Annotated in this window: 23 protein-coding genes and 1 pseudogene; 15 read left to right on the top strand and 9 right to left on the bottom strand. The window is 64.7% G+C overall.

The genetic code is table 11. The features are described 5' to 3' along the window. Positions 1 to 5: 5 nt before the first annotated feature. Entirely contained in the window at positions 6 to 638 is a 633-nt protein-coding gene (locus tag CFE42_RS21520) for a lipocalin family protein (protein WP_024974142.1), read from the bottom strand. Here CFE42_RS21520 and CFE42_RS21525 point away from each other — a divergent pair. After that, positions 627 to 1,157 (top strand): DUF2878 domain-containing protein, encoded by a 531-nt coding sequence (locus tag CFE42_RS21525; RefSeq protein ID WP_004634963.1) that lies wholly within the window; start codon positions 627 to 629, stop codon positions 1,155 to 1,157. The genes CFE42_RS21520 and CFE42_RS21525 overlap by 12 nt on opposite strands. Before the next feature lie 15 nt (positions 1,158 to 1,172). On the opposite strand, the gene CFE42_RS21530 is transcribed toward CFE42_RS21525, so the two are convergent. From CFE42_RS21530 to CFE42_RS21560, 7 genes are all read right to left on the bottom strand, one after another. After that, positions 1,173 to 2,273, bottom strand: coding sequence for a cyclopropane-fatty-acyl-phospholipid synthase family protein (locus CFE42_RS21530; RefSeq protein WP_004634965.1), 1,101 nt, complete (start codon positions 2,271 to 2,273; stop codon positions 1,173 to 1,175). A 22-nt stretch (positions 2,274 to 2,295) separates the two neighbouring features. Continuing rightward, the gene (locus CFE42_RS21535) at positions 2,296 to 3,072 is read right to left on the bottom strand and encodes a DUF1295 domain-containing protein (protein WP_004634967.1); all 777 of its coding nucleotides are present in this window, start codon (positions 3,070 to 3,072) and stop codon (positions 2,296 to 2,298) included. Positions 3,073 to 3,074: 2 nt separating this feature from the next. Next, on the bottom strand, positions 3,075 to 4,274 hold the full coding sequence (locus CFE42_RS21540; RefSeq protein WP_004634969.1) for a cyclopropane-fatty-acyl-phospholipid synthase family protein: 1,200 nt from the start codon (positions 4,272 to 4,274) through the stop codon (positions 3,075 to 3,077). Then, a complete protein-coding gene (locus tag CFE42_RS21545) occupies positions 4,271 to 5,038 on the bottom strand; it encodes a DUF1365 domain-containing protein (protein WP_004634971.1) in 768 nt (255 codons plus the stop codon). The genes CFE42_RS21540 and CFE42_RS21545 overlap by 4 nt, the downstream gene beginning before the upstream one ends. Beyond that, positions 5,035 to 6,330, bottom strand: a complete 1,296-nt coding sequence (locus CFE42_RS21550) for an FAD-dependent oxidoreductase (protein ID WP_004634973.1) — start codon at positions 6,328 to 6,330, stop codon at positions 5,035 to 5,037. Before CFE42_RS21550 ends, CFE42_RS21545 begins: the two co-directional genes overlap by 4 nt. Positions 6,331 to 6,358: 28 nt before the next feature. After that, entirely contained in the window at positions 6,359 to 7,087 is a 729-nt protein-coding gene (gene folE, locus CFE42_RS21555; protein WP_004634975.1) for a GTP cyclohydrolase I, read from the bottom strand. Positions 7,088 to 7,187: 100 nt separating this feature from the next. After that, a complete protein-coding gene (locus CFE42_RS21560; protein ID WP_235202077.1) occupies positions 7,188 to 8,162 on the bottom strand; it encodes a MerR family transcriptional regulator in 975 nt (324 codons plus the stop codon). A gap of 547 nt (positions 8,163 to 8,709) precedes the next feature. On the opposite strand from CFE42_RS21560, the gene CFE42_RS21565 reads away from it, so the two are divergent. Then, entirely contained in the window at positions 8,710 to 9,363 is a 654-nt protein-coding gene (locus tag CFE42_RS21565) for a GntR family transcriptional regulator (protein ID WP_004634981.1), read from the top strand. Between the two features lie 84 nt (positions 9,364 to 9,447). Here CFE42_RS21565 and CFE42_RS21570 read toward each other — a convergent pair whose 3' ends face one another. Continuing rightward, on the bottom strand, positions 9,448 to 10,455 hold the full coding sequence (locus CFE42_RS21570) for an NAD(P)-dependent alcohol dehydrogenase (RefSeq protein ID WP_004634984.1): 1,008 nt from the start codon (positions 10,453 to 10,455) through the stop codon (positions 9,448 to 9,450). 150 nt (positions 10,456 to 10,605) lie between these two features. Here CFE42_RS21570 and CFE42_RS21575 point away from each other — a divergent pair, with 150 nt between their 5' ends. The 13 genes and pseudogenes from CFE42_RS21575 (at position 10,606) to CFE42_RS21635 (ending at position 23,473) form a co-directional block, all read left to right on the top strand. Next, the gene (locus CFE42_RS21575; RefSeq protein ID WP_004634985.1) at positions 10,606 to 10,992 is read left to right on the top strand and encodes a helix-turn-helix domain-containing protein; all 387 of its coding nucleotides are present in this window, start codon (positions 10,606 to 10,608) and stop codon (positions 10,990 to 10,992) included. A gap of 34 nt (positions 10,993 to 11,026) precedes the next feature. Continuing rightward, positions 11,027 to 11,296 (top strand): annotated as a pseudogene (locus CFE42_RS21580) (RNA polymerase subunit sigma-70); the annotation flags it as partial. A gap of 347 nt (positions 11,297 to 11,643) precedes the next feature. Beyond that, on the top strand, positions 11,644 to 12,225 hold the full coding sequence (gene msuE, locus CFE42_RS21585) for an FMN reductase (RefSeq protein WP_004634989.1): 582 nt from the start codon (positions 11,644 to 11,646) through the stop codon (positions 12,223 to 12,225). A 50-nt stretch (positions 12,226 to 12,275) separates the two neighbouring features. Next, positions 12,276 to 13,412: a dimethylsulfone monooxygenase SfnG gene (gene sfnG / locus CFE42_RS21590; protein WP_004634991.1), complete on the top strand. Its 1,137-nt coding sequence runs from the start codon at positions 12,276 to 12,278 to the stop codon at positions 13,410 to 13,412. 93 nt (positions 13,413 to 13,505) lie between these two features. Continuing rightward, positions 13,506 to 14,420, top strand: coding sequence for an ABC transporter ATP-binding protein (locus CFE42_RS21595; RefSeq protein ID WP_004634993.1), 915 nt, complete (start codon positions 13,506 to 13,508; stop codon positions 14,418 to 14,420). Between the two features lie 14 nt (positions 14,421 to 14,434). Beyond that, the gene (locus CFE42_RS21600) at positions 14,435 to 15,316 is read left to right on the top strand and encodes a branched-chain amino acid ABC transporter permease (RefSeq protein WP_202959023.1); all 882 of its coding nucleotides are present in this window, start codon (positions 14,435 to 14,437) and stop codon (positions 15,314 to 15,316) included. 3 nt (positions 15,317 to 15,319) lie between these two features. Then, complete coding sequence (locus tag CFE42_RS21605; RefSeq protein WP_004634996.1) at positions 15,320 to 16,399, top strand: branched-chain amino acid ABC transporter permease; 1,080 nt, start codon at positions 15,320 to 15,322, stop codon at positions 16,397 to 16,399. 62 nt (positions 16,400 to 16,461) lie between these two features. Further along, on the top strand, positions 16,462 to 17,793 hold the full coding sequence (locus tag CFE42_RS21610) for an ABC transporter substrate-binding protein (RefSeq protein WP_004634997.1): 1,332 nt from the start codon (positions 16,462 to 16,464) through the stop codon (positions 17,791 to 17,793). Positions 17,794 to 17,837: 44 nt separating this feature from the next. After that, entirely contained in the window at positions 17,838 to 19,094 is a 1,257-nt protein-coding gene (locus CFE42_RS21615; protein WP_004634999.1) for an acyl-CoA dehydrogenase family protein, read from the top strand. A 5-nt stretch (positions 19,095 to 19,099) separates the two neighbouring features. Further along, positions 19,100 to 19,882 carry an ABC transporter ATP-binding protein gene (locus tag CFE42_RS21620; protein WP_202959022.1) on the top strand — a complete coding sequence of 261 codons (783 nt, stop codon included), beginning with the start codon at positions 19,100 to 19,102 and terminating at the stop codon, positions 19,880 to 19,882. Positions 19,883 to 19,912: 30 nt separating this feature from the next. Continuing rightward, positions 19,913 to 21,115, top strand: coding sequence for an acyl-CoA dehydrogenase family protein (locus CFE42_RS21625; protein ID WP_004635003.1), 1,203 nt, complete (start codon positions 19,913 to 19,915; stop codon positions 21,113 to 21,115). Positions 21,116 to 21,138: 23 nt separating this feature from the next. Continuing rightward, positions 21,139 to 22,296: a sigma-54 dependent transcriptional regulator gene (locus tag CFE42_RS21630; RefSeq protein WP_004635005.1), complete on the top strand. Its 1,158-nt coding sequence runs from the start codon at positions 21,139 to 21,141 to the stop codon at positions 22,294 to 22,296. Between the two features lie 49 nt (positions 22,297 to 22,345). Beyond that, complete coding sequence (locus CFE42_RS21635; protein ID WP_004635007.1) at positions 22,346 to 23,473, top strand: acyltransferase; 1,128 nt, start codon at positions 22,346 to 22,348, stop codon at positions 23,471 to 23,473. Positions 23,474 to 23,515 lie beyond the last annotated feature (42 nt).

Genomic DNA, 23,515 nt, shown 5'->3' on the forward strand with positions numbered 1-23,515 from the left:
GGCAGCTAGTTGGGATCTCCCGGCGACTGGAAGCCCGGTTGCCCGATTTGGCTTGGGAACTGCGGTACACGCCGGAAGCGCGAAATGTCATAACCCATCGCTTCGAAACGGCCCAATGCCGCGCGATAGTCCGCATCACTCATGTTGGGCTCGCGCGAAAACACCCAGCCGAGGCTTTTGTCCGGATAGCCGAGCAGGGTCACGCGGTATTCTGGGTCGACATAGAGCGTCAGCTGCGACACGTAGATGGGCCAGAACAACCGCACGCGCCATTCGCCGCCGCCACTGCCGTCCACCACCGAATCGACGAACTGCATGCGTTTGAATGGCGCGTCGAAACTGCCGGGTCGATAGACGTACGCATCGTCGATACGGCCATCGGGCCGCAGCGACCATTCGGCATAGCTGCCGACGTTGCCTCGCTCTCCAAAGTACGGAATGTTGGCGATGACATACCAGCGCCCCATGTAGCGCGGCAGGTCGACCGGAACCGTCTGCAGCGGCACGGCCGCCCGCGGGTTCGGATTTGGCGGAGGGCTGGAGCAGGCAGCGCTGGCAAGCGCCAGCGCGACCACTGCCAGGTAACGTGCCCAACCTGACAGGATGACCCCACGAAGGCCTCTTTGATGCGTTCTCATCGTGCTCTCCTCTATGCGGTGGCCGGACAGGCCGGCTGGTTTGTCTGCGTGCTGAGTGCCGCGCGCGACGCCGCGTGGATCGGCATCGTCTTCGTCGCCGTACTGCTCGCGCTTCACTTGCAGCAAGCCCGCCAGCCGCAGCGGGAATTGCGGCTGGTGGTGTGGGTCGTGGTGCTGGCGGCGCCGTGGGAAACCCTCCTGATACGCGCCGGGCTCATCGCCTATCCGCACGGCACGTTGTGGGCCGGATTCGCACCGCCCTGGCTGCTGGCGCTGTGGGTGCTCTTTGCAATCCAAGTGAATGTCCTCTTTCGTTGGCTGCGCGGCAGATGGTGGCTGGCGTTGGCGCTGGGGGCCGTTGCCGGCCCGCTCTCGTTTCGTGCGGGTGCAGCGCTTGGGGCGGCACATATTTCGGCGATGGCTGCCACGCTGGGCACCCTGGCAATCGGTTGGGCGATATGGATGCCGCTACTGGTCCGGATGGGCGAGCACAGCGACGGAACCGGCATCCCGCCCTGACTGCCGCTCCGCTCCCTAACGCTTGACGAATCGGTAATGCGCCACGCCCCATTCGTTGCCGTCTGCATAGCCGAACAACGTCGACACCGCCAGGTAGAACATGCGCCACCGCTGAAACCAGACGGCCGCCTGGGGCTTGCCATAGGTCTGGACGAACACCGGCATCAAACGATCACGGGCCGCGTCGAGGTTGGCTAGCCAATGGTCGGCGGTGCGCGCGTAGTGCATGCCGCTGACCCACCAGTGCCGCGCCATGCGCAGGTCGTCCTGGAACTCCAGCAGCAACGCCTCCGATGGCATCGTGCCGCCAGTGAAGAAATACTTCGACATCCAGTCGGTGCCGTCCTGCACCTGGAAGTGATACGCCAGCGTGCGATGCGCAAAGATGTGCACAAACAGTACCGCATCCGGTCGCATCCACCGCGCGATCTTGCCCAGCAACAGGCCGTAGTTCTTCATGTGCTCGAACATCTCGATCGACACGACCCGGTCGAAGAGACCGCCCTTGGGCATCTCTGCAAAGTCGAAATCGACGATGTTTCCCGTGTGCACGGTCAGGTTCGTCAGGCCGCGCTCGGCAGCACGGGCCTCGATCCAGCTGCGCTGGCCCCGCGAATTCGACAACGCCACGATGCGTGCGTTGGGATAGCGCTTGGCCATCCATAGCGACAGCGAACCCCAACCGCAGCCCAGGTCAAGAATGCACTGACCGTCGGCCAGGCTGGCACGCTCGGCGTAGCACGCAAACATCGCCTCTTCGGCCTCGGCCAGCGTTTCGTTGCCGTTCGGGTACAGGGCACAGGAGTATTTCAGCTGCGGCCCCAGATGCGCCTCGAAGAACGCAGGCGGCAATTCGTAGTGCTGCGTATTGGCCGCGTCTGTCTCAATGGCAATGGGGCTGCCATGCAGCTCGTCCAGCAACGCATTGAAGCGCCGCGAACGCAGTTCGCCGTCGTTCAGACCCTCGTCTCGCAGGCGTTGGCGCATGAGGGCGCGCATGCCCGCACGAACGAGCCCATCCGGCAGCCATCCGCGCTCGCAGCACTGGATGAGCCAGCCGTCACTGGCGTCGGCCGCAGCCTGCGGCGGTAGGGTCGGCGTGGACAGTGCAGTCATGTGGGCTCCTTGGATCTGTATATCAGTGGCGCGGTGGCCATGGGATCAACACGCTCGTTGTACGGGCGTATTCGGCGTAGTCGTCTCGCGTTGCGCGCATGTGGGCTTCAAGCATGGGAACGCCCGAAACCTTGATGAGCAGCCACGCCATGGCCACCGGCGGCAACAGCGTCAGCCATGCCCACGGCGTGCCGAGCGCCAGGGGCACGTAGGCCAGCCAGTGCACGCATTCAAAGAAATAATTGGGATGCCGCGAATAGCGCCACAGCCCCGCCCGGCAGGTCTTGCCGCGGTTGGCCGGGTCCGCCGCAAAGCTGCGCAGTTGCCGGTCCGCCAGTGCCTCGCCGGCCACGGCAATCAGCCACAGCGCAATCGCAATCGCCATGGCAACCGCGCCTGATGAATCGGGGCGGTAGCTCGGCACGGCAAACGCGATCGACAGAAACATCGATACCGCCGCCTGCACCTGGAAGAAGCCGAACATGTTTCGGGGTGCGGCTGCGCCCCACTCCTGGCGCAACTTGCGGTAGCGCGCGTCTTCCGGCTTGCCGGCATTGCGCTGCCACAAATGCCAGCCCAGGCGCGCGCCCCACACCGCGCCACCCGCACCGACCAGCAAGCGTGCCGGCAACGAACCCGTGCCCAACCCGGCGTACAGCAATGCCACCGCGCCCAGGGAGAATGCCCAGACCGGATCGACCATGCCGGCATTCTCGGTGCGCAACTGCCACGCCCACACGGCACTGAACACCGCCACCAGGAATACCAGCGAGACGAGCGCGACCCCAATCGCAGGCATGGTCATCCCCGCTGCAGCAGAAACTGCGACACACCGATCCGGCCCTCGTCAAACCCGGCCTCGCAGTAGGCGAAGTACAGGCGCCAGATGCGGATGAAGGGATCATCGAATCCGAGTGCGCGCACGGCATCGAGCCGGGCTTCGAAACGCTGGCTCCAGCGGCGCAGTGTCTCTGCGTAATCGCGGCCGAAGTCGAGGCGGTCCACCACACGCAAGCCGTGCTGCTCCGCCAGCTTGATGAAGCGCTCACGGCTGGGCAACATGCCGCCCGGGAAAATGAACTGCTGGATGAAATCGGTGCCGGCGCGATAGCGCTCGAAATGCGCTTCGTCGATGGTGATGCTCTGCACCAGCGCGCGCCCCCCATGCCGCAGGCAGCGCACCAGCGTCCGGAAGTAGCTTGGCCAGTAAGCCTCGCCCACTGCCTCGAACATCTCGATGGACGCGATGGCGTCGTACGCCCCATCCAGATCCCGATAGTCACGCAGCTCAACACGGGCCCGGGGCTCGCCGGCCAGGCGCTCGGCCGTGTAGCGGCGCTGTTCTTCCGAGAGCGTGATGCCGTGCACATGCGCACCGCGCGCACAGGCCATCTCCATCAGGCCGCCCCATCCACAGCCGATTTCCAGCACGTCCATGCCGGGCTCCACCCTCAGCAGGTCGCACACGCGCCGGAACTTAGCGGCTTGCGCCTCAGCAAGCCCATGCCGCAGATTGCCGTTGAACCAGGCAGACGAATACGCCATGCCTTCGTCCAGCCAGAGGCGATAAAAATCGTTACCCAGGTCGTAATGCAAATGGATATTGCGACGGCTGCCGCGGCGGCTGTTCCGGCGCAGCAGGTGGCGCAGGCGCAGGACGGAGCGCGCCAGCGCATTCCCGAAGATCGCCTGGTCTAGCGTGGCCGCGTTGACGATGGCCAGCCGCAGCAGGTTGGTGAGGTTGCCGGAGTCGATCCATCCGTCGCGATACGCCTCGGCAAAGCCCACGTCGCCGCTGCGCAGGATGCGCCCGCAGGCGCGCCAGTCGGTGATGCGCAGATCCGCCGCGAGCGGCGAAGCGGCATCGCCGATCTGCACATCGCCATCAGGCGTGACAAGGTGAAGGGAGCCGTGCCGCAGCCGACCGGCCAGCGCCAGAAACAGCCGGCCGGCAGCAGGAACATGGGGCGGCACCCAGGCAAGGGAGCGCGAGACTGTCATCGGGAGTTCTCCGGAGAAGATCTGTCGTGCGGGGCGCGGCCAAAGAACGGCACGCCCTTGAACCACAAGCGCAGGGCTTGCCAATGGATGCGGCCGATGACCTGCAGTGCAAGCAAGGGCTGGCGCAGCAGCGCGCGCCGCAGGTGAACGGCATCGAAAGGTTGCAACCGGCCGCCGATGGCGGTATGCAGCAAGGCGCCGTCTCGGTCGTGATAATCGATGCGCACCAGCGCCGTTGCAGCGCCCTCGGCAAAGCGGAACCGATAGCCGCCCTCGACCCTGCAGAAGGGCGATACATGCAGCTGCTTGCGGCACGTCAGCACGGTGTGCGCGTCGATGGCCCCACCGCCCTGCGCGCACAGCAGGTATTGATGGTGCTGCCCAAAGGTGTTGTTGACCTCGGCCAATACGGCGCGCAGCGTGCCGGCCGCGTCGTGGCAATACCAGAAAGAGACGGGGTTGAACATCCAGCCGGCAATACGCGGAAACGTCTGCAGCCAGACCTCGCCATCGGCAGGCAAACCCGCGCTGCTCAGCACGCCACGTATCCAGGTGAGCAGGTCCGTGCCGTCTCGCGGGCCGTAGTCTCGCGTGCGCAAAGACAGCGGCCGGAGGCAGTCGACGCCAAACCACGTCCCGGTCAGGCGCCCCAGCGCGGAAAGCTTCACGCGCACGGCAAACACCGGATAGACAAAGCGATTGGCCACCGGCCGCAGGCGGCGGTGCATGACCTGGCCGACAAGAAGCTGCGCGTCGCCGTTCATGGCGCCACCTGTGCCCAGGCTGGAGCGCAGCCGAAATCCGCCACGACGCGCAGGGCGGACTTCAGCCCATCTTCGTGGAATCCGTAGCCGGTCCAGGCGCCTGCAAACCAGGTTCGACTGCGGCCCTGCAATGCCGGCAGGCGGGCCTGCGCGTCGATGGCCGGTTGGTCGAACACCGGATGCTCGTATTCGAAGCGCCGATACTCAAGCTCGGGCGCGGGCGGCGCGGATGGATTGAGTGTGACCACCACGGGCGTCGACACCGGCAACGGTTGCAGCTGGTTCAGCAGATAGCTGACGCACGGTGCGCCCCCCGAGGCGCCGGCTTGGGGCGCATCCAGATAGTTCCACGCCGACCACACGCGCCGTCGGCGCGGCAACAGGCGGGTATCCCGATGCAGGAATGCGGTGTTGGGCTGGTACCGGAAAGCGCCCAGCACGGCGCGCTCGTCGTCGGTGGCATCGTCGAGCAGCTGCAGCGTCTGCGGAGCGTGTGTGGCGAGCACCACAGCGTCGTATCGCTCGCTTCCCGAATCCATGCGCACATCGACATGGGTCTCTGCCCGGCGGATGCCTCGCACCGGCGTGCCGACACGCACATCGGCCAGCCGGCTGGCAATCGCCTGCACATAGCTGCGCGCGCCGCCTTTGACGGTACGCCAACGCGGCCGGTTGAAGACCTGCAGCAAGCCGTGGTTTAGACAGAATCGAAGAAACGTTTCGGCTGGAAATGCCAGGATCTCGCGGCTCGGCGTCGACCAGATTGCGGCCGCCATCGGCAGCAGATAGTGCGCGCAGAACGGCTCGCCATAGCGGCCGGCAGCCAGCAGCGCGCCGAGGCTGTGGCGCTCGTTTCTGGCCACCGCCAGGTTGGCGTGCGCCTGGCGGTTGAAGCGCAGGATGTCGCGCAGCATGGACAGGAACCGCGCCGACACTAGATTGCGCGGCTGCGCAAAGACCGTGCCGAGGCTGGTGCCGGCCCACTCCAGCGCTCCGCCGTCGACCGATACGCTGAACGACATGTCGCTCTCGCAATGCGCCACGCCAAGCTCGTCAAACAGCGCGATCAGATTCGGATACGTGCGCGAATTGAACACGAGAAAGCCGGTATCGACGCCGAAGACCTGTCCGCCCTCTTCGATGTCGACTGTATTGGTATGTCCGCCAAGCCGTGGGGCGGCCTCGAACAGCGTCACGGCGTGCCGCTTCGCAAGAAAATGCGCCGCCGCCAGCCCCGAGATACCGGAGCCGACCACGGCGATACGCTTTGCAGGAAACTGAAGAATGTTCAAGGCAATGCCTCTTGGGGTGGCTGGGCGCTCATCCGCCGTTGCGGCCGGGCAGCAGCGCAAGAAATTCGCGCCGCAGGCTAGCGTCGGTCAGAAACACGCCGCGCATCACGCTGCTCACCATGCGCGACTCGTCGTCTTTCGTGCCGCGCCAGTGCATGCAGTAGTGTTCCGCCTCCAGCACGACAGCCAGGCCGTCGGGCTCCATCCGGTCTTCCAGCAAATCGGCAATCTGCTTGATGGCTTCTTCCTGGATCTGCGGACGGCTCATGACCCAGTCGATCAGCCGGGCGTACTTGGACAGCCCGATGAGCTGCGAGTCCTGGCGCGGCATGACACCGACCCACGCACGTCCCATCACCGGACACAGGTGGTGCGAGCAGGCGCTGCGCACCCGCAACGGCCCGACCACCATCAGCTCGTTGAGCCGCTCCGCGTTCGGAAACGCCGTCACTTCGGGGGCTTCGACGTAGCGCCCGGCAAACACCTCGCGTACGAACATCTTGGCCACGCGGCGCGCCGTTTCCTGGCTGTTGTGGTCTTGCTCCACGTCGATGACGAGCGCGCGCAGCACCGCCTGCAGGCGCTCCTCAACCTCTGCCTGGAGCAGATCCAGTTCGCCGTCGCGCAGGTAGGCGGCGATGTTGTCGTTGGCGTGAAAGCGGTGGCCGGCGCTCATCAGCCGCTCCCGAATCCGGACAGAAAGCGGCACGCTGCCAACCGCACCGGCAAACCCGGGCGGATCCAAAGTCAGTTTCATTGAAGTTGCCTCCGAAAAGTCGGCGGTGCTTTCACCGCCCATGCCGCCTCAGGCAAGCTGCCGCGCGAGGCGGGTGGAACGCATACCCACCTATACGCAGCTAACCCGCAGGTGGATGCAGCGTCTCGGCCCGAATGGCGAATTCCATCGCGTCTTCGAGCATCAACCGCGCGCGGTTGGCGACATCGCCGAGATAGCGGTGAAGTTGTTCATCGAGCGACGACCGCACCGCACAGCCATCGCTGAACCGCTCGAATGCATCGAGCTGACGGATCAGCCCGACAAGATGCCGTGGGCATTCGCAGGCAAGCGTCTGCGATGCGTTGGCGAAGATCTCCAGCTGACGGTCCGTGAACCTGCGCGCATTGCGCCGCAACGGCTCGAGCTTTCCGTACACGGCATCGACGCGCACAAGCTGCGCCAACTCCTGCAGAACCTGGTCGAGTTCGCCCTGCGCGTTGGGCTCTCGATACAGCCGCACGCCGGCCGCGCGCAGCATGTCGGTGGCACGCACCGTGCCAAAGCTGTAGATCACGCCCACGGCACTGGCGCCGCAACGGCGTGCCGCAGCCAACACGGCTTCCGCCGTTTCCGGATGCAGGGAGGCAGCTTCCACGACCAACGCGTCGCTGCGCGGCGGTGGGTCGAGGAGTGCCTCGCCGTCAAGCGCGGGCAACTCGATGACGGGCTCGATACCCAGCGACGCAAGCGTGCTCTTTCTGCGCCGGACGCGCTCGGCCAGCAGCGCGCCGCAGACGGCCATCGAAATGGCCGCGGTGGATGGCGCTGGCGCGGGCGCCTCCACGGCCACGGAAGCTTCCAGCAACTGCTGGAGTTCGGTGCTGTCCGCATGCGCAATCGCACCAATGGCGTGGCCCTGATTGACAAGTGCACGCAGCAGCGCGAGGCGCCGGACATCATCGCTGGAATACAACCGTTGGCCGGACTCCGATTTGGCCGGCGAAATCACGCCATAGCGCTGCTCCCACACACGCAGGGTGGATACAGGCATCTTGGCCATGCGGGCGGCGGTTCCGCTGCGGTACATCGGCGCCGCGTTGTCTTCGTGTGGCACGTGCGTCTCCATGCAAGAGCTGCTTTGTTGCCATGAAACGCTGTGCCGCCGATATCGTCAATGAAATGAAGCGCAAAACGCGCTTTTTGACTACGCATGAGTCGGAATTGAGTCGCTATATTGAAACCCGGGGCGAACTGCAGGCCCAGCACACCGACGCGTTCCGGCTGCGCTCCCCGCATTGCAACGGCGGGAGCCCCCTCCAGGCGTTGTTCTCCGCGGCCCAGGGGAGTCGATTTTCTGGAACGCCTCGATGGTGTAACCGCTAGCAAACCTTTGCACTGCCAGCGGCGACGACATATCGGTGGTGAAGTACGAAGATCCCGTCCGGTGGGCGTTGTTGAATTGCGAGCTGTCCAGACTGGATTGAATCGCAATTCAGGCGCGCTGAGTTTGCCGCTATCATCGTGACCGCACCGCCCTTGGTCTGCGGCCGCATCGACAATCTCAGACCGCGCCGTTGCAATTCCATCCACTCCCATCCGAACTCGTTGCGAGCTGTATGACTTCGCGCCCTTTCCCCTCGCCCCCTGAGGGCGCGGCCACCATGACCGCCTCTCGACGCGTGTATCTGAGCCTGCGCGAGCGGATTGTCGAGATGGAACTACTGCCCGGAACGCGCATCGTCGAGAAGGATCTCGCAGAAGAATTCGGTACCAGCCGCACCCCCGTTCACGAGGCCGTCCAGCGGTTGGCCGAGGAAGGGCTGATCGACGTCCAGGCCCGCGTCGGCACCTTCGTCTCGCGCATTCCGCTCAATACGCTGGAAGAAGCCATGCTCGTGCGCGGCGCGCTGGAAGTCGCCATCATCGAGAAGGCTGCCGAGCGCATGACGCCCGAAGGCATCCAAAAGCTGAACGTCGTGCTGGAGCGGCAGGCGCAATGCGTGCGCGAGAGCAACCGGCGCGGCTTCTTCCGCACCGACGAAGCCTTTCACGCCACGCTGGCCGAGCTGTCGGGCTACCCCGGCGTCTGGCAGATCATCCTGGAAGTCAAAACGCAGATCGACCGCTACCGGCTGCTGACCCTCCCGCTGGAGGGCCGCATGACCGAGGTGCTGGCCGAGCACCGCGCCGTGATCGACGCCCTCGCGTCCAACAACCCGAAACGGGCCGTGCGCGCCATGCGCGAGCATCTGGACCACGTACTGCCGGTGCTGGAAATCACGCGCCGACTGCGGCCCGAATACTTCACGGTTTAAGCGCGGCGCCCACGCCGGTGCATCGGCCGGCAGATACGGGGCGGCGGCGCCCCACCCGATGGTGTTTCCCGCCGCCCAGGCAACTCAAATCGACAGGCAGAGCTTGCCGAAATGCTTGCCCGCCGCCTGATGCGCAAACGCATCGGCAATGTCCTCCAGCGCAAACGTCTGATCGATCACCGGCTTGATGCCGGTTGCATCGATCGCGCGGACCATGTCGCGCTGGTGGCTCCGGCTGCCGACAATCAAACCCTGCAGGGTCTGGTGGCGTCGCATCAGTTCGACGGTCGGCACCGGCCCGGCAATACCGGTGAGCACACCGATCAGGGCGATATGGCCGCCGGTGCGGCATGCCTGGATGGATTGACCCAGTGTGTCGGGCCCGCCTACTTCGATCACGTTGTCGACGCCCCGGCCATTCGTGTATTCGAGCACCTTGGCTGCCCAGTCGGTATCGCGCCCATAGTTGATCGTGAAGTCGGCGCCAAGCGCCTGCGCCCGTGCGAGCTTTTCGTCGGAGGATGACGTTGCGATCACGGTTGCGCCCATGCTCTTGGCAAATTGCAGCGCAAAGATCGACACGCCGCCCGTCCCGAGCACCAGCACGGTGTCGCCCGCCTTCAGACGTGCGTCGACCACCAGCGCCCGCCATGCGGTGAGCCCGGCGGTCGTCAGCGTCGCCGCCTCGGCGTGGCTGTAGCCGCGTGGCGCATGCGTGAACCAATGCGCCGGGCGAACGACGTATTCGCGCGCATAGCCGTCAACGCCGTCGCCGGGTACGGTCGCAAAATCGGAGAGTGTCGGGCCGCCATCCAGCCAGGTCGGGAAGAACGTCGAGACAACCGAATCCCCCACGGCAAACTCGTCCACACCCTCGCCAATCGCCTCCACCACCCCGGCGCCGTCGGACATCGGGATGCGGCCGTCGGCGCTCGGCATGCGGCCAGTCACAACGCCCAGGTCGTGAAAGTTCAGCGAGCTGGCATGCACGCGCACGCGGATTTCTCCGGCGCCCGGCTGGCCAGGGTCGGGCAGGTCGACGAGATGAAGTTTGTCGAGGCCAGCAGGCTGGCGCAGGGTAATGGCTTTCATGAGCACGACATCCTTAATGAGAAGGTTGCGAAAGGGCAGCGCTGCAAAACTTGCAGCGATACCGCATTGCAGGCATTGTCACGGCGTACCTCCTGCTTCGCAAGAACGTACAATTTTTACAGGTACTATCAATTTTGTAGGTATAAAACCATGCGTCTGAAACGTCTGGACGGCAAGAGCGGTTGCGCCGTCGAAGTCACGCTTTCCGTGATCGGCGGCGTCTGGAAGCCCGTGATCCTGTTCCACCTGCTGCCCGGAAAGAAGCGCTTCATGGAACTGACGCGCCTGATTCCGAATGCCACGCAGCGCATGCTGACGCTGCAATTGCGCGAACTCGAAGCGGACGGCGTCATCGCGCGGCACGTGTATCCGCAGGTGCCGCCCAAGGTCGAATATGCGCTCACTCCGCTTGGCGAGTCGCTCGCACCGGTGCTGATCAGCCTGCGCGAATGGGGTGAGTCGTATCGCACGAACGAGATGTCCCGCGAGCCGGCCGAAGCACCGGAATGCGCGCGCGGCGAGGCAATGGCGACTTGAAGTCACACAAAGGCTTCCAAAAAGGAGCCCGACGCCCTCGCCCGTCGTCGATCTGAACCGTGCCGTGGCGGTGGCCATGGCGTATGGCCCGCAAGCGGGGCTGGAGATCGTCGATACGCTGCCGGCCGAACCGGCACTGCGCAGCTACCACTTGTTGCCCAGCGTGCGCGCCGATTTTCTTGCGCGCCTCAACCGCTTGGAGTCGGCTCGCGTGGAATACGAGCGCCCTGCTGCACTCACGCACAATCGGCAGGAGCGTGCGCTGCTCCTCGAGCGCGCAGCCGGGTGCACTACCCGCGGCTGACGCTGTCGATCATCACATCGACCTGCATGTTGATCGTGATGCTTTGGAAGCAAGTCTCCAGCAGATTGCGCGCTTGCACGCATCCGGAATTCGTCTTTCGATATGACAACGCGCGATTGCGGATTGGCAACAGCGCGCCAACGCCAAAGACTGAATTCAATTCTCTTTACAGCTCAGAGACTTAGCGTGAAACGCGAGCATTGAAATATAGATGCTCCGATTTCTACGTATGCCACTGCGCATGGTGCAACGCAGAATGGTTCGCAAGCGCTGGACACGGCTCGAGGCCGGCCGCGCTCAAGCATTCATATCGTTCCGTCGATCGCGCAAGCGCAGGGGTACTCACAATGAGTCGCAAGTTCAAGGTCGTGGCCGTCTCGGGTAGCGTGCAGCGCCCCTCGCGGACACTCGTATTGGTCGAGCAACTGCTGGCCGCCCTCGCCGAGGTTCTTCCCATCGATGTTCACCTGATCACACTCGAGGACCTGGCCCCGGCCATCGGCGGCGCATCGTATCGAGACCGGCTGCCGAGCCGGGTGCAGGCGGAACTTGCCGCCATTGAATCGGCGGATGTGCTCGTCGTCGCGAGCCCCGTGTATCGCGGGTCATACACCGGTCTGTTCAAGCATCTTTTTGATCTGGTCCACCACGAAGCGCTCATCGACGTGCCTGTGCTGCTGGCCGCCACGGGCGGCAGCGACCGTCACGCGCTGGTGATTGACCATCAGCTGCGGCCGCTTTTCAGCTTCTTCCAGGCGCGCACATTGCCGCTGGGCGTGTATGCATCCGAGCAGGATTTCAGCGGCTATGAAATCAGCAGTCAGGCACTGCGTGACCGGATCGCCCTGGCCGTCACGCGTGCGTTGCCGCTGCTGAACGCATCGTCGGCCGAAGACCTTCGCGCCGCCCCTGTGGCGCAAGCCGCCTGAAGCGCCCGCTTCGTTCGTTCCCATCCCGCACAGGACAAAGGACCATCGCGATGAGCCAATCTTCTTCCAGCGCCAATATCAAGTTTGCCTACTGGGTGCCGAACGTCAGCGGCGGCCTGGTCGTCAGCACCATCCCGCAGCGCACCGACTGGAGCCTCGAATACAACCAGAAGCTGGCGCAGACGGCTGAGAAGGCCGGCTTTGACTACGCGCTCAGCCAGATCCGTTTTACCGCCGGCTACGGCGCCGAGCACCAGCATGAATCGGTATCGTTCAGCCAGGCGATCCTGCACGCCACCACCAAGCTGAAAGTGCTCGCGGCCATCCTGCCCGGCCCCTGGCATCCGGCGGTGGTGGCCAAACAGCTGGCAACCATCGACCACATCTCCAACGGCCGCATCGCCATCAACGTCGTCAGCGGCTGGTTCAAGGGCGAGTTCCAGGCACTGGGGGAACCTTGGCTTGAGCACGACGAGCGCTATCGCCGCTCCAACGAATTCATCCGCGTGCTCAAAGGCATCTGGACGCAGGACAAGTTCACGTTCAAGGGCGACTTCTACCGCATCAACGACTACACGCTGAGCCCCAAGCCGCTGCAGAAGCCGCACCCGGAGATCTTCCAGGGCGGCAGCTCGCGTGCCGCACGCGACAACGCGGCCAGCGTGTCGGACTGGTACTTCACCAACGGCAACACGCCCGAAGGGATCAAGGCGCAGATCGACGATATCCAGGCGAAGGCCCGCGAAAACGGCCACACGGTCCGCATCGGCGTGAACGCCTTCATCATCGCGCGCGATACCGAAGAGGAAGCCAAGGCGGTGTTGGACGACATCATCAAGCATGCGCACGTGGAAGCCGTGCACGCCTTTGGCGATGCGGTGAAGCAAGCCGGCAAGGCGTCGCCCGAGGGCGAAGGCAACTGGGCGAAATCCACGTTTGAAGATCTCGTCCAATACAACGACGGTTTCCGGACCAACCTGATCGGCACGCCGCAGCAGATTGCAGAGCGCATCGTGCATCTGAAGTCGATCGGCGTGGACCTGGTTCTGGCGGGCTTCCTGCATTTCATCGAGGAAGTCGAGTACTTCGGTCGCAAGGTGCTGCCGCTGGTGCGCGAGTTGGAAGCGCAACGCGCTGCCACAAACGCCGACACGCGCGAGGCCGAGGCCGCCACGTCCGCCGCCTGACCGCCTGATCTGATACCCGCGTTCCCCATACGCGCCCGCTCAGTCGAACGGGCGCGGGGGAGTTCTGTTGCCTGTCGCTTTGCGAAGACCGCCATGTCTCACACGTCCGCTGAACTTGCTGCCCCGCCACCGCCGCTTGCACGCTACGCCGACACGCGTAACGCCGATGCACCAACGCTTGCGCGCAGCGTTGGCGCCGAGGCCGTAGAAGCTGCGGCACCCGTGCTGTGGTTGACCGACATCGACCTGTCGTTCGGCGGCATTCAGGCGCTCAGCGGCATCGACCTCACGGTGGCGCCGGGGGAGATCCGCGCCATCATCGGCCCCAACGGCGCAGGTAAAAGCTCGCTGGTCAACATCATCAGCGGCCTGTACCGGCCGGACCGCGGCAGCATCTGGCTCAATGGGCGCGCCATGCGCAAGGTGTCGCCGGCGCGATTGGCCGGTCTTGGCATTGCACGCACATTCCAGAACCTGGCGTTGTTCAAGGGCCTGAGCGTGCGCGACAACATTGCGCTCGGCCGCGTACAGCACACCCGTTCTGTCTTCGTCGAGCAGTTGATCGGGCTGGGCCGCGCGCGACGCGAGCTGGTCGATGCGCGCGACCGTGCGGAACAGGTGATCCACTTTGTCGGCCTGGACGACGTGCAGGACCAACTCGCGGGCACACTTTCCTATGGGCTGCAAAAGCGCGTTGAACTGGCGCGTGCGCTGGTCGCGCGGCCACGTCTATTGCTGCTCGATGAGCCGCTCGCCGGCATGACGGTGACGGAGAAGGTTCAGATGGCCGAGCTAATCCGCGCCGCGCGCGACCAGTGGGGCACCACCATCGTGCTGATCGAACACGACATCGGCATCGTGCTGGGCCTGTCAGATCGCGTGGCGGTGCTCGACTACGGCCGCAAGATCGCCGACGGCACGCCGCACGATGTACGCGACGATCCGGCCGTCGTCGATGCTTACCTCGGCGTCGCACACGACGCGGCAAGCGTGGCGGAGACGCAATGATGGGCGACTTCGACCTGGCGTTCTTTGCCGAGGTGCTGGTGGGTGGCCTGCTGTCCGGCGTGATGTATTCGCTGGTGGCGATTGGCTTTGTGCTGATCTACAAGACCTCGGGCGTGCTCAATTTCGCGCAGGGTGCGCAGCTGCTGTTTGCCGCGCTCACATTTGTCAGCCTGCTCGAGCGCGGCGTGCCGTTCCCGCTCGCGTTGCTGCTCACCTTCACGTTGATGGTGCTGCTGGTGCTCGGGATCGAGCGCGCGGTACTTCGGCCGCTGGTCAATCAGCCGCCCATCACGCTGTTCATGGCGACGCTCGGCTTGTCGTACGTGATCGAGGGCGTGGCGCAGCTGGTGTGGGGCACGCAGGTACACGAGTTGAACCTCGGCATTTCCGATGCGCCGCTGCAGATCGGCGGCATCCTCGTCTCCAGCTTTGACCTGTTTGCCGCCGCCACTGCAGCCGTCATGGTGACGGCGCTGTCGGTCTTCTTCCGCTACACACGCGTGGGGCTGGCGTTTCGTGCCGTGGCGGACGACACATTCGCCGCCATTGCCGTGGGCTTGCGGCTACCGCGCATCTGGGCGACGGTCTGGGCCACGGCCGGCGTAATCGCCCTCGTGGCAGGGCTGCTCTGGGGCGCACGCCTGGGCGTGCAGTTCTCGCTGTCGCTGGTGGTGCTCAAGGCGCTGCCGGTCCTGGTGCTGGGCGGCTTCGATTCGATCCTGGGCGCGGTGGTCGGTGGCTTGATCATCGGCGCGCTGGAGAAGCTGGCCGAGGTGTACCTGGGGCCATTCGTCGGTGGCGGCATCGAGAGCTGGATCGCCTACGTGGCCGCGCTGGCCTTCTTGCTGGTCAAACCGGGCGGCCTCTTCGGCCTGCGCCCCGTCGAGAGAGCCTGAGCCATGTCGACTGCATTGGAATCCCCATCCGGGCACACCGCGCACCCTTCCGCTGCGCGGAGGCACCTGTCCTGGCCAGCGTGGGCAACGCCCGCGGTGACGCTGCTGCTGGCCTACTTCGTCGTGCCGCTGGTGGCATCGGACTATTGGCTCGATGCAATCCTCATTCCGTTCCTCGCGCTGTCGCTTGCAGCGGTGGGCCTGAACCTGTTGACCGGCTACGCAGGCCAGTTGTCAGTGGGCTCGGCCGCCTTCATGGCAGTGGGCGCGTTCGCCGCGTACAACTTCAACCTGCGCGTTGAGGGCCTGCCGCTGCCGGTGAGCATCGTGCTCGCCGGGCTGGCCGCCACCGCCATCGGCGTGGCGTTCGGGTTGCCGAGCTTGCGCCTGCGTGGCTTCTACCTGGCCGTATCGACCCTCGCCGCGCAATTCTTCGTGCAGTGGGCACTGACCAAGTACGGCTGGTTCAGCAACAACAACGCATCGGGCGTGATCGACGCGCCGCCCATCGTGGTGGCGGGCTTCGCGTTCGACACGCCAGCGCTGCGCTACGTGTTCGCGCTCACGGTGGTGGCGATCCTCACGGCACTGGTCTGGCGACTCGTGCAAACACCCACTGGCCACCATTTCATTGCCGTGCGTGACAACGAAATGGCGGCACGCGTCACCGGCGTGCCGGTACTGCGGACCAAACTGCTCGCCTTCGCCATCTCATCGTTCGTCATCGGCGTGGCGGGTGTGCTGTGGGGCTTCGTCTATCTGCGCACGGTGGAGCCTGCGGGCTTCAATCTCGATCGATCGTTCCAGATCCTGTTCATCGTCATCATCGGCGGCCTGGCGACCATCCGGGGCGCGTTCCTGGGCGCAGCGCTGGTGGTGGTGTTTCCGCTGCTGCTGTCCCGCTTTGGCGCGTTCGTGTTCGGCAGCCGGTTCGACTCCGGCGTGCTGGACCTCAGCCAGCGCATCGTGATCGGTGCGCTCATCGTGGCCTTTCTCATTGCCGAGCCGCAGGGCCTTGCCGCCCTGTTGCAGCGGGTGCTGCGCCGGATAAGCAACGTCGCGCGTCCAGCTTCCCGGCGCTGATTCCGTCCTCTTTCCTTTCTCCACGCAACCTACGTCGTATCGATATCAGGAGCATCTGCACCATGTCCCTCCCCCGCACCATCAAGATGGCGCTGCTGACCGGCACGCTGGCCCTCTCTAGCCTGACCGGTCTGGGCATACAAGCCGCCCATGCGGATGAGCAGTTCTTCCCGCTGCAAAGCTACCGCGTCGGCCCATATGCGGCCGGCGGCACAGGGTTCTTTGGCGGCTTCATCGATTACCTGAACCTCGTCAACACGCGAGACGGCGGCGTGGGCGGCGTCAAGCTGACCTGGGAAGAAGGCGAAACGCAGTACGAAGTGGAGCGCGGCGTGGAGGTGTACGAACGCCTGAAGACGCACCCCGGCATCGCCACATGGAATCCGCTGTCGGTCGGCATTGCGTATGCGCTGCTCGACCGGGTGACGGCCGACAAGGTGCCGTTGCTGACCATCAACCACGGCCGCACCGACACGACGGACGGCCGCGTGTTCAAGTACATCTTCCCGCTGCTGCTCAACCCGTATAGCGAGACCTCCGGCATCGTCAACTACATCGGCAGCAAGGAAGGCGGCGTCGACAAGCTCAAGGGCAAGAAGATCGTCGTGCTGTATCACGGCTCGCCGTACGGCAAAGAGACGATCCCCATCTATGAACTGCTGGCGAAGAAATACGGCTTCACGGTGCAGCAGATCGAAGTGCCGCACCCGGGCAATGAGCAGCAGTCGCAGTGGCTGGCCATCCGCCGCGCCAAACCCGACTACGTCGTGCTGCGCGGCTGGGGCGTGATGAACCCGGTGGCACTCAAGACGGCACAGAAGACGGGCTTTCCGGCCGACCACATCATCGGCAACGTGTGGTCCAACTCCGAAGAAGACGTGATTCCGGCCGGCGATGCCGCCAAGGGTTACGTCGCTATCACGACGGTTGCGGCGGGTGCGCAATACCCGGTCATCCAGCAGATCACCAAGACGCTGTATGACCACGGCAAGGGCAACCTGCAAGACAAGAAGCGCATCGGCAGCGTGTACCACAACCTGGGCGTGCTCAACGGCATCCTGAACGTGGAAGCCATCCGCATCGCACAGGCCAAGTTCGGCAAGCGCACGCTGACCGGCGACGAAGTCCGCTGGGGCCTGGAAAACCTGAAGATTGACGAAGCCCGCGCCGCTGCGCTGGGCGCCAAGGGCCTGTTCCACTCCATCAACGTCACGTGGGACAACCATGAAGGAGACGGCCGCGTCGCCTTCCAGCAGTGGGATGGCACGAAGTGGAACGTGATCTCCGACTGGATCGCGCCGGACTGGAAGCTGCTGCGGCCGATTATCGAGAAATCGTCGCTGGCGTATGCCAAAGAGAAAAACATCAAGGTGCGCACCAGCATCAACGATTGAATTCCGCTGTCTCTCCACCCTGCTCGACCACCTGGAGGTTCGCCATGACGCAGCCGCACGCCGAGACCATGTTCGGCGCTCCGTACGAAACCCTTGCGCAGAAGTACCGCCCGGTCTTCCAGCGCATCCGCGATACCGCCTTGCAGCGCGAGCACAACCGCCAGCTCGGCGTCGATGCCATCCAATGGCTCAAGCAGGCGGGCTTCGGCGCGGTGCGCGTGCCGGTGGAATATGGCGGCGACGGCGCCACGCTGCCCCAACTGTTCCAGTTGCTGATTGAGCTGGCCGACGCCGACTCCAACATCGTGCAGGCGCTGCGCGGGCATTTCGCCTTCGTGGAAGATCGCCTGAACGCACCGCGCGACGCGGGCAACGAAGTCTGGCTGCGGCGCTTCGTGGCCGGCGATCTGGTCGGCAACGCCTGGACGGAAATCGGCGACGTGGCCATTGGCGATGTCATCACGCGCATCTCAAAAAGGGACGGCCGCTGGGTTGCCAACGGGCGCAAGTACTACAGCACCGGAAGCATCTTTGCCGATTGGGTCGACCTGTATGCACGCCTGGAAGACGGCACCGACGTGATCGCCGCCGTTAGCTCGCACCAGCCCGGTGTGACGCACCACGACGACTGGAACGGCTTCGGCCAGCGCACCACGGGCAGCGGTACCTCGGTGTATGAGAACGCCGCCGTGGAGGACGAGAACATCTTCCCGTTCAGCAGCCGCTTCAAGTACCAGACGGCGTTCTACCAGCTGTTCCACCTCGCCACGCTGGCCGGCATTGCGCGCGCCATCACACGCGAGGTTGCGCAGCAGGTGCGCGAGCGCAAACGCATCTTCAGTACCGGCAACGCCTCAGCGGTGGCGCAAGACGTGCAGGTGCAGCAGGTGGTTGGCGAGGTGTCGGCATTGGCCTACGCGGCGGAGGCCACGGCCATTCGCGCCACCTTCGCCGCGCAGCGTGCCTACGACGCCCGCTGGGCCGGCGACGCTGCGCAGGAGCGCCAGGCCAACATCGACGCCGAACTCGAGTCCGCGCAAGGGCAGGTGGTGATTTCCGATCTCGTGTTGCGTGCGTCCACGCAGTTCTTCAATGCACTCAGCGCATCCGCCACGGCCTCGGGCAAGGCGCTGGACCGCCACTGGCGCAACGCGCGCACGGTGGCCTCGCACAATCCGCTGATCTACAAGGCGCGCATCATCGGCGAATGGCACATCAACGGCACTGAACCTCCGTATGTCTGGCAGATCGGTGCGGGGCCGGGTACCACGGCGACACCGCCCATCGCCAAAGCGGCCTGAGGGCGATGGCGATGCACGATTCTGCTGTGCTGCTGCACGTCAACGGTGTCGAAGCGACGTACCAGAATGCCATCGTCGCCTTGCACAACGTGAACCTCACCGTACAACGGGGTGAGGTGCACGCACTGCTCGGCGCGAACGGTGCGGGCAAGTCCAGCACGCTCAAGGCGATCTCGAACCTGCTGGTGCCCGAACGCGGACAGGTCACTGCCGGCACGATCCGCTTTGACGGGCATGACGTCGCCCGCACCACGCCTGCGCAGCTGGTGCGCCTGGGGCTCGTTCAGGTGCTGGAGGGCCGGCGCTGCTTTCCGAACCTGCCCATCGAGGCGAACCTCGTTACCGGTGCGCTCGGGCGCAGCGCCTCGCGCGCGGAGACTGCCGCCGACCTGGAACGCGTGTACGCGATCTTCCCGCGCCTGAAAGCACGGCGCCGGGTGGCCGCCGGCCTCACGTCGGGCGGTGAGCAGCAGATGGCCGCGATTGGGCGCGCGCTGATGTCACGCCCGCGCCTGCTGGTGCTGGACGAGCCGTCGATGGGCCTCGCGCCCCTGGTCGTGCAGGACATCTTTGCGAGGCTGCGGCAGCTCAATCGTGAAGACGGGCTGTCGATCCTTGTGGCCGAACAGAACTCCACGGTGGCCCTGCAATACGCCGATCGCGCCACGGTGCTGGAGGCAGGCGTCACCGTGCTCAATGACACGGCCGAGGCGTTGCGCCAGCGTGAGGACATCCAGCATTTCTATTTCGGCCGCGATGTTGCGCACCAAGTGCCAGCCTTGGTGTGAGCGGCATCCATTCGTCTTTCCCGATTGTTCATGACAACAGAAACGGCAATCTTTCCTGAAACCGAAACCCTTGATGTGCCGGCCCCGCAATCCGCCAAGGCACTGGCTGCCGAGTTTGCCCGGACGGCAGTGGAGCGCGATGCCGCGGGCGGCACGCCCTTGGCCGAACGCGACGCGTTGCGGCGCAGCGGCCTGCTCTCCTTGGCGATTCCCAAGCGCTATGGCGGGCACGGGGCCAGTTGGGCCGAGACGTTGGATACCGTGCGCGAGTTTGCACAGGTGGATAGCTCCATCGCGCACGTCTACGGCTTCCACCATCTGCTCTTAGCCACCGTGCGACTGTTTGCGCGGCCAGACCAGTGGGAGCCGTGGTACGAGCAGACCGCGCGCAAGCACTGGTTCTGGGGCAACGCGCTGAACCCGCTCGACGATCGCACCATCGTGCGCCGGTTCGACGGCTGGTACGAGTTTTCCGGCAAGAAGAGCTTCTGCTCCGGCGCATTGGATTCGCAAATGCTGATTGCCTCGGGCATCGATGAACACAGTCGCAAGCTGCTGATTGCAGCGGTGCCGACTGCACGCGCCGGCATCACGCTCAACCACGACTGGAATGCCTTCGGGCAGCGCCAGACCGACAGCGGCAGCGCCTTGTTCGAGAAAGTCCGCGTGGAAGAGAACGAACTGCTCCGCGATCCGGGGCCGCTCACCACGCCTTTTTCGTCCTTACGCCCGTTGCTGGCGCAGCTTGTGTTTGTGCACATGTTTCTGGGCCTGGCAGAAGGTGCGTTCGAGCAGGCCAGGCACTACACGCTGCATGAGGCGCGACCGTGGCATCGGTCTGCAGCAAAACGGGCGAGCGAGGACCCATACACGCTGGCCCACTACGGTGAGTTCTTTGTCGGCCTGGAGAGCGTGCGCCTGCTGGCGCGGCAGGCGGTCACACGGTTTGATGAGGCGTGGGCGCAAGGCCCCACGCTCACCGCGCACGCGCGCGGCCACGTTGGTATTGCCATCGCCACCGCCAAGGTTGCAGCCACGCGGGTCGGGCTCGATTTGACCAGCCGAATGTTCGAGACCACCGGCGCACGCGCCACGCACGGTGCGCTCGCGCTGGACCGCTTCTGGCGCAACCTGCGCACCCAAACGCTGCACGACCCCGTCGACTACAAGCTGCACGAGTTGGGCGACTGGGCGCTGAATGGCACGCTGCCGGAACCCTCCTTCTATTCCTGATCCCACGCGCTGAATGGACAATCATGGCGACGTTCCCTGTATGGCCTCCACCGCCTGGCCATGAGCCCGCGGCCTGCACGCCAGGTTGGATCTTCGAGGACCCGCGCTCCCGCGCCCTGCTCGATGAAGTCGAACAGGTGGCGCCCAGCGACGCGGCCGTGCTGATCTCCGGTGAAACTGGCACGGGCAAAGAGCTGATTGCCCGCTACCTGCACAACCGCAGCGCACGGCAGGGTGGTCCTTTCGTGGTGGTGAGTTGCGGCGCCTTCTCCGACACGCTGGTCGATGCAGAACTCTTCGGCCACGAAAACGGCGCGTTCGCCGGCGCATTCGGCACGCAGGTCGGGTGGTTCGAGCAGGCCAACGGCGGCACCATCTTCCTCGACGAGGTCAACGACCTGCCGCTGCCTGTGCAGAACAAGCTGCTGCGCGTGCTGCAGGAGCGCGAAATCGTGCGCCTGGGCGGGCGCACGCCCATTCCGGTCGATCTCCGGATCGTCGCGGCCACCACCGTCGATCTGGAAACGCTGGTCCAGGAGAAGCGCTTTCGCAAGGATCTCTACTACCGGCTGAATGTCGTCAATCTCAACGTCCTCACGCTGAAGGAGCGTCCGAGCGACATCGTTCCGCTGGCGCGCTACTTCATCAACACCTACAGCAAACGACTCGGCCACGCGCGCTCGACCCTCACACCGGAGGCCGAACGCCTGCTGACAGAAGCCCCTTGGCACGGCAACGTGCGCGAGCTTGAAAACGTCATGCACCGGACGCTCCTGCTCTGCGATGGAAACACCATCGATGCGCCAGACCTGCGGCTGTCGAGCCGCTCTACCAGCCCTCAAGCACAGGCCGAGACCGACCCATCAATCGCTTCCGGCGCCACCGCGCCCACGCAGGTGCCCATCGCGTCCGCCGACGAAACTGACCTGCTGCGACGTGCCATTCGGCAACTCTGTAACGACAACGTGGGCAATGTCTATCAGGTGGTGGAAGATGCGTTGTTCCGAGAGGTATTCCGGTACTGCCACTACAGCCAGAGCGATACCGCGCGCGTGCTGGGCGTAACGCGGAACGTGGTACGCGCCCGGCTTATTCGCCTGGGCGAAGTTGGCGCACCCCGCACACTGCCCTTTGCCTCAGCACCCGCGACAGTGGCACACGAAGACGTGATGGGCACGTAGCTTGCTTGCCAGCGTGAGTTGCTCTCTGCGTTATCGATAGTCATCCTGCGTGAACCGTTCTTCGTCTTCTCTACTCAGCATCCAGGCGCTGCGGGGCTTCGCCGCACTGTATGTGGTGGTGTTCCACTCCGGACTCGCCCTGGCCCATGCCGATATCCCCGCCCTGGCGTGGCTGACCACGCATGTGATCAAGCGTGGGCATGTGGGTGTGGATGTGTTCTTCGTCATCAGCGGCTTCATCATTGCATGGGTCGCAGTTCTTGGCCCCAAGGGACCTGAGCCGGCCGACGAATTTCTCGTCAAGCGGGCGTTCCGCCTGGCACCGCCTTACTGGCTGATGTCGGTGCTGCATTCCACGTGGCTCAACCCCGTCTCGTCGGGCGTATTGCTCACTTCGCTGGCTTTTTTGCCGCAGGCTAATGTGGATGCGCCGTACTTCGGCTACCCGGCGCTATACGTCGGCTGGTCGCTCAACTACGAGGTGTTTTTCTACGCGTTGTGCGCGATGGGGCTGGCGCTGTTCGGCCGGCGCGCGCTTGGGCTGGTGGCGCTGGCGCTGTTCACGACAACGATCATCGTGCCGTTCTGGCACAACGGTGTCGTGCAGCGCAACCCGGAAGCGTTGTACGACTGGGCCACGCCAGTGCAAGCCATGGCAGCCAACCCGCTGGTGCTGGAGTTTCTGTTGGGCGCCATGCTGGCATGGCTGTATGCGGCACATCGGCATCGCCTGACACCGGCCGTTGCGCGAGTGCTGATGGCTGTTGGCGTGGCAACGTTCGTAATGTCGGTCGTCGGCCCGGTCCCCAAGTTCGATCTTCTCGCCCGCGGGTTGCCTGCAGGCGCGTTGCTGATCGGCATGGTGGCCATGGAGCACTGCGGCGAGCTTCGCGTGCCGCGCGTCGCCGTCTGGCTGGGCGAGTTGTCGTATGCGCTGTACCTCGCGCACCCGAGCGTGATTGAGGCCACGCATCGCGTGGTGGGCAGGCTCGCGTCGGAGTGGCTCGGTACGCAGTTGATGCTGTTTGCCGTCAACCTCGCGCTGACACTGGCACTGGCCGTGCTGCTGCATCGCTATGTCGAACTGCCATCCATCGCCCTCGGCCGCCGCGCCATCGACTGGATGCGCAACCGTCGGCACGCCTTGCGCACCCGCCTCGGGCCGCAAAAGCCCTGAGCGACGCATAACGTTTCCGGTTTTTATTCGTTCGCCGCACGA

This window comes from Ralstonia sp. PBBBR1, from assembly GCF_002256165.1.
In the GTDB taxonomy this organism is placed as follows: domain Bacteria; phylum Pseudomonadota; class Gammaproteobacteria; order Burkholderiales; family Burkholderiaceae; genus Ralstonia; species Ralstonia thomasii.

Excerpts from the sequence above, each read along its gene's own strand:
- CFE42_RS21525 (WP_004634963.1), top strand. The coding sequence starts at position 627 with ATGCGTTCTCATCGTGCTCTCCTCTATGCGGTGGCCGGACAGGCCGGC.
- CFE42_RS21520 (WP_024974142.1), bottom strand. The coding sequence starts at position 638 with ATGAGAACGCATCAAAGAGGCCTTCGTGGGGTCATCCTGTCAGGTTGG.
- CFE42_RS21530 (WP_004634965.1), bottom strand. The coding sequence starts at position 2,273 with ATGACTGCACTGTCCACGCCGACCCTACCGCCGCAGGCTGCGGCCGAC.
- CFE42_RS21535 (WP_004634967.1), bottom strand. The coding sequence starts at position 3,072 with ATGCCTGCGATTGGGGTCGCGCTCGTCTCGCTGGTATTCCTGGTGGCG.
- CFE42_RS21540 (WP_004634969.1), bottom strand. The coding sequence starts at position 4,274 with ATGACAGTCTCGCGCTCCCTTGCCTGGGTGCCGCCCCATGTTCCTGCT.
- CFE42_RS21545 (WP_004634971.1), bottom strand. The coding sequence starts at position 5,038 with ATGAACGGCGACGCGCAGCTTCTTGTCGGCCAGGTCATGCACCGCCGC.
- folE (WP_004634975.1), bottom strand. The coding sequence starts at position 7,087 with ATGAAACTGACTTTGGATCCGCCCGGGTTTGCCGGTGCGGTTGGCAGC.
- CFE42_RS21565 (WP_004634981.1), top strand. The coding sequence starts at position 8,710 with ATGACCGCCTCTCGACGCGTGTATCTGAGCCTGCGCGAGCGGATTGTC.
- CFE42_RS21570 (WP_004634984.1), bottom strand. The coding sequence starts at position 10,455 with ATGAAAGCCATTACCCTGCGCCAGCCTGCTGGCCTCGACAAACTTCAT.
- CFE42_RS21575 (WP_004634985.1), top strand. The coding sequence starts at position 10,606 with ATGCGTCTGAAACGTCTGGACGGCAAGAGCGGTTGCGCCGTCGAAGTC.
- msuE (WP_004634989.1), top strand. The coding sequence starts at position 11,644 with ATGAGTCGCAAGTTCAAGGTCGTGGCCGTCTCGGGTAGCGTGCAGCGC.
- sfnG (WP_004634991.1), top strand. The coding sequence starts at position 12,276 with ATGAGCCAATCTTCTTCCAGCGCCAATATCAAGTTTGCCTACTGGGTG.
- CFE42_RS21595 (WP_004634993.1), top strand. The coding sequence starts at position 13,506 with ATGTCTCACACGTCCGCTGAACTTGCTGCCCCGCCACCGCCGCTTGCA.
- CFE42_RS21605 (WP_004634996.1), top strand. The coding sequence starts at position 15,320 with ATGTCGACTGCATTGGAATCCCCATCCGGGCACACCGCGCACCCTTCC.
- CFE42_RS21610 (WP_004634997.1), top strand. The coding sequence starts at position 16,462 with ATGTCCCTCCCCCGCACCATCAAGATGGCGCTGCTGACCGGCACGCTG.
- CFE42_RS21615 (WP_004634999.1), top strand. The coding sequence starts at position 17,838 with ATGACGCAGCCGCACGCCGAGACCATGTTCGGCGCTCCGTACGAAACC.
- CFE42_RS21620 (WP_202959022.1), top strand. The coding sequence starts at position 19,100 with ATGGCGATGCACGATTCTGCTGTGCTGCTGCACGTCAACGGTGTCGAA.
- CFE42_RS21625 (WP_004635003.1), top strand. The coding sequence starts at position 19,913 with ATGACAACAGAAACGGCAATCTTTCCTGAAACCGAAACCCTTGATGTG.
- CFE42_RS21630 (WP_004635005.1), top strand. The coding sequence starts at position 21,139 with ATGGCGACGTTCCCTGTATGGCCTCCACCGCCTGGCCATGAGCCCGCG.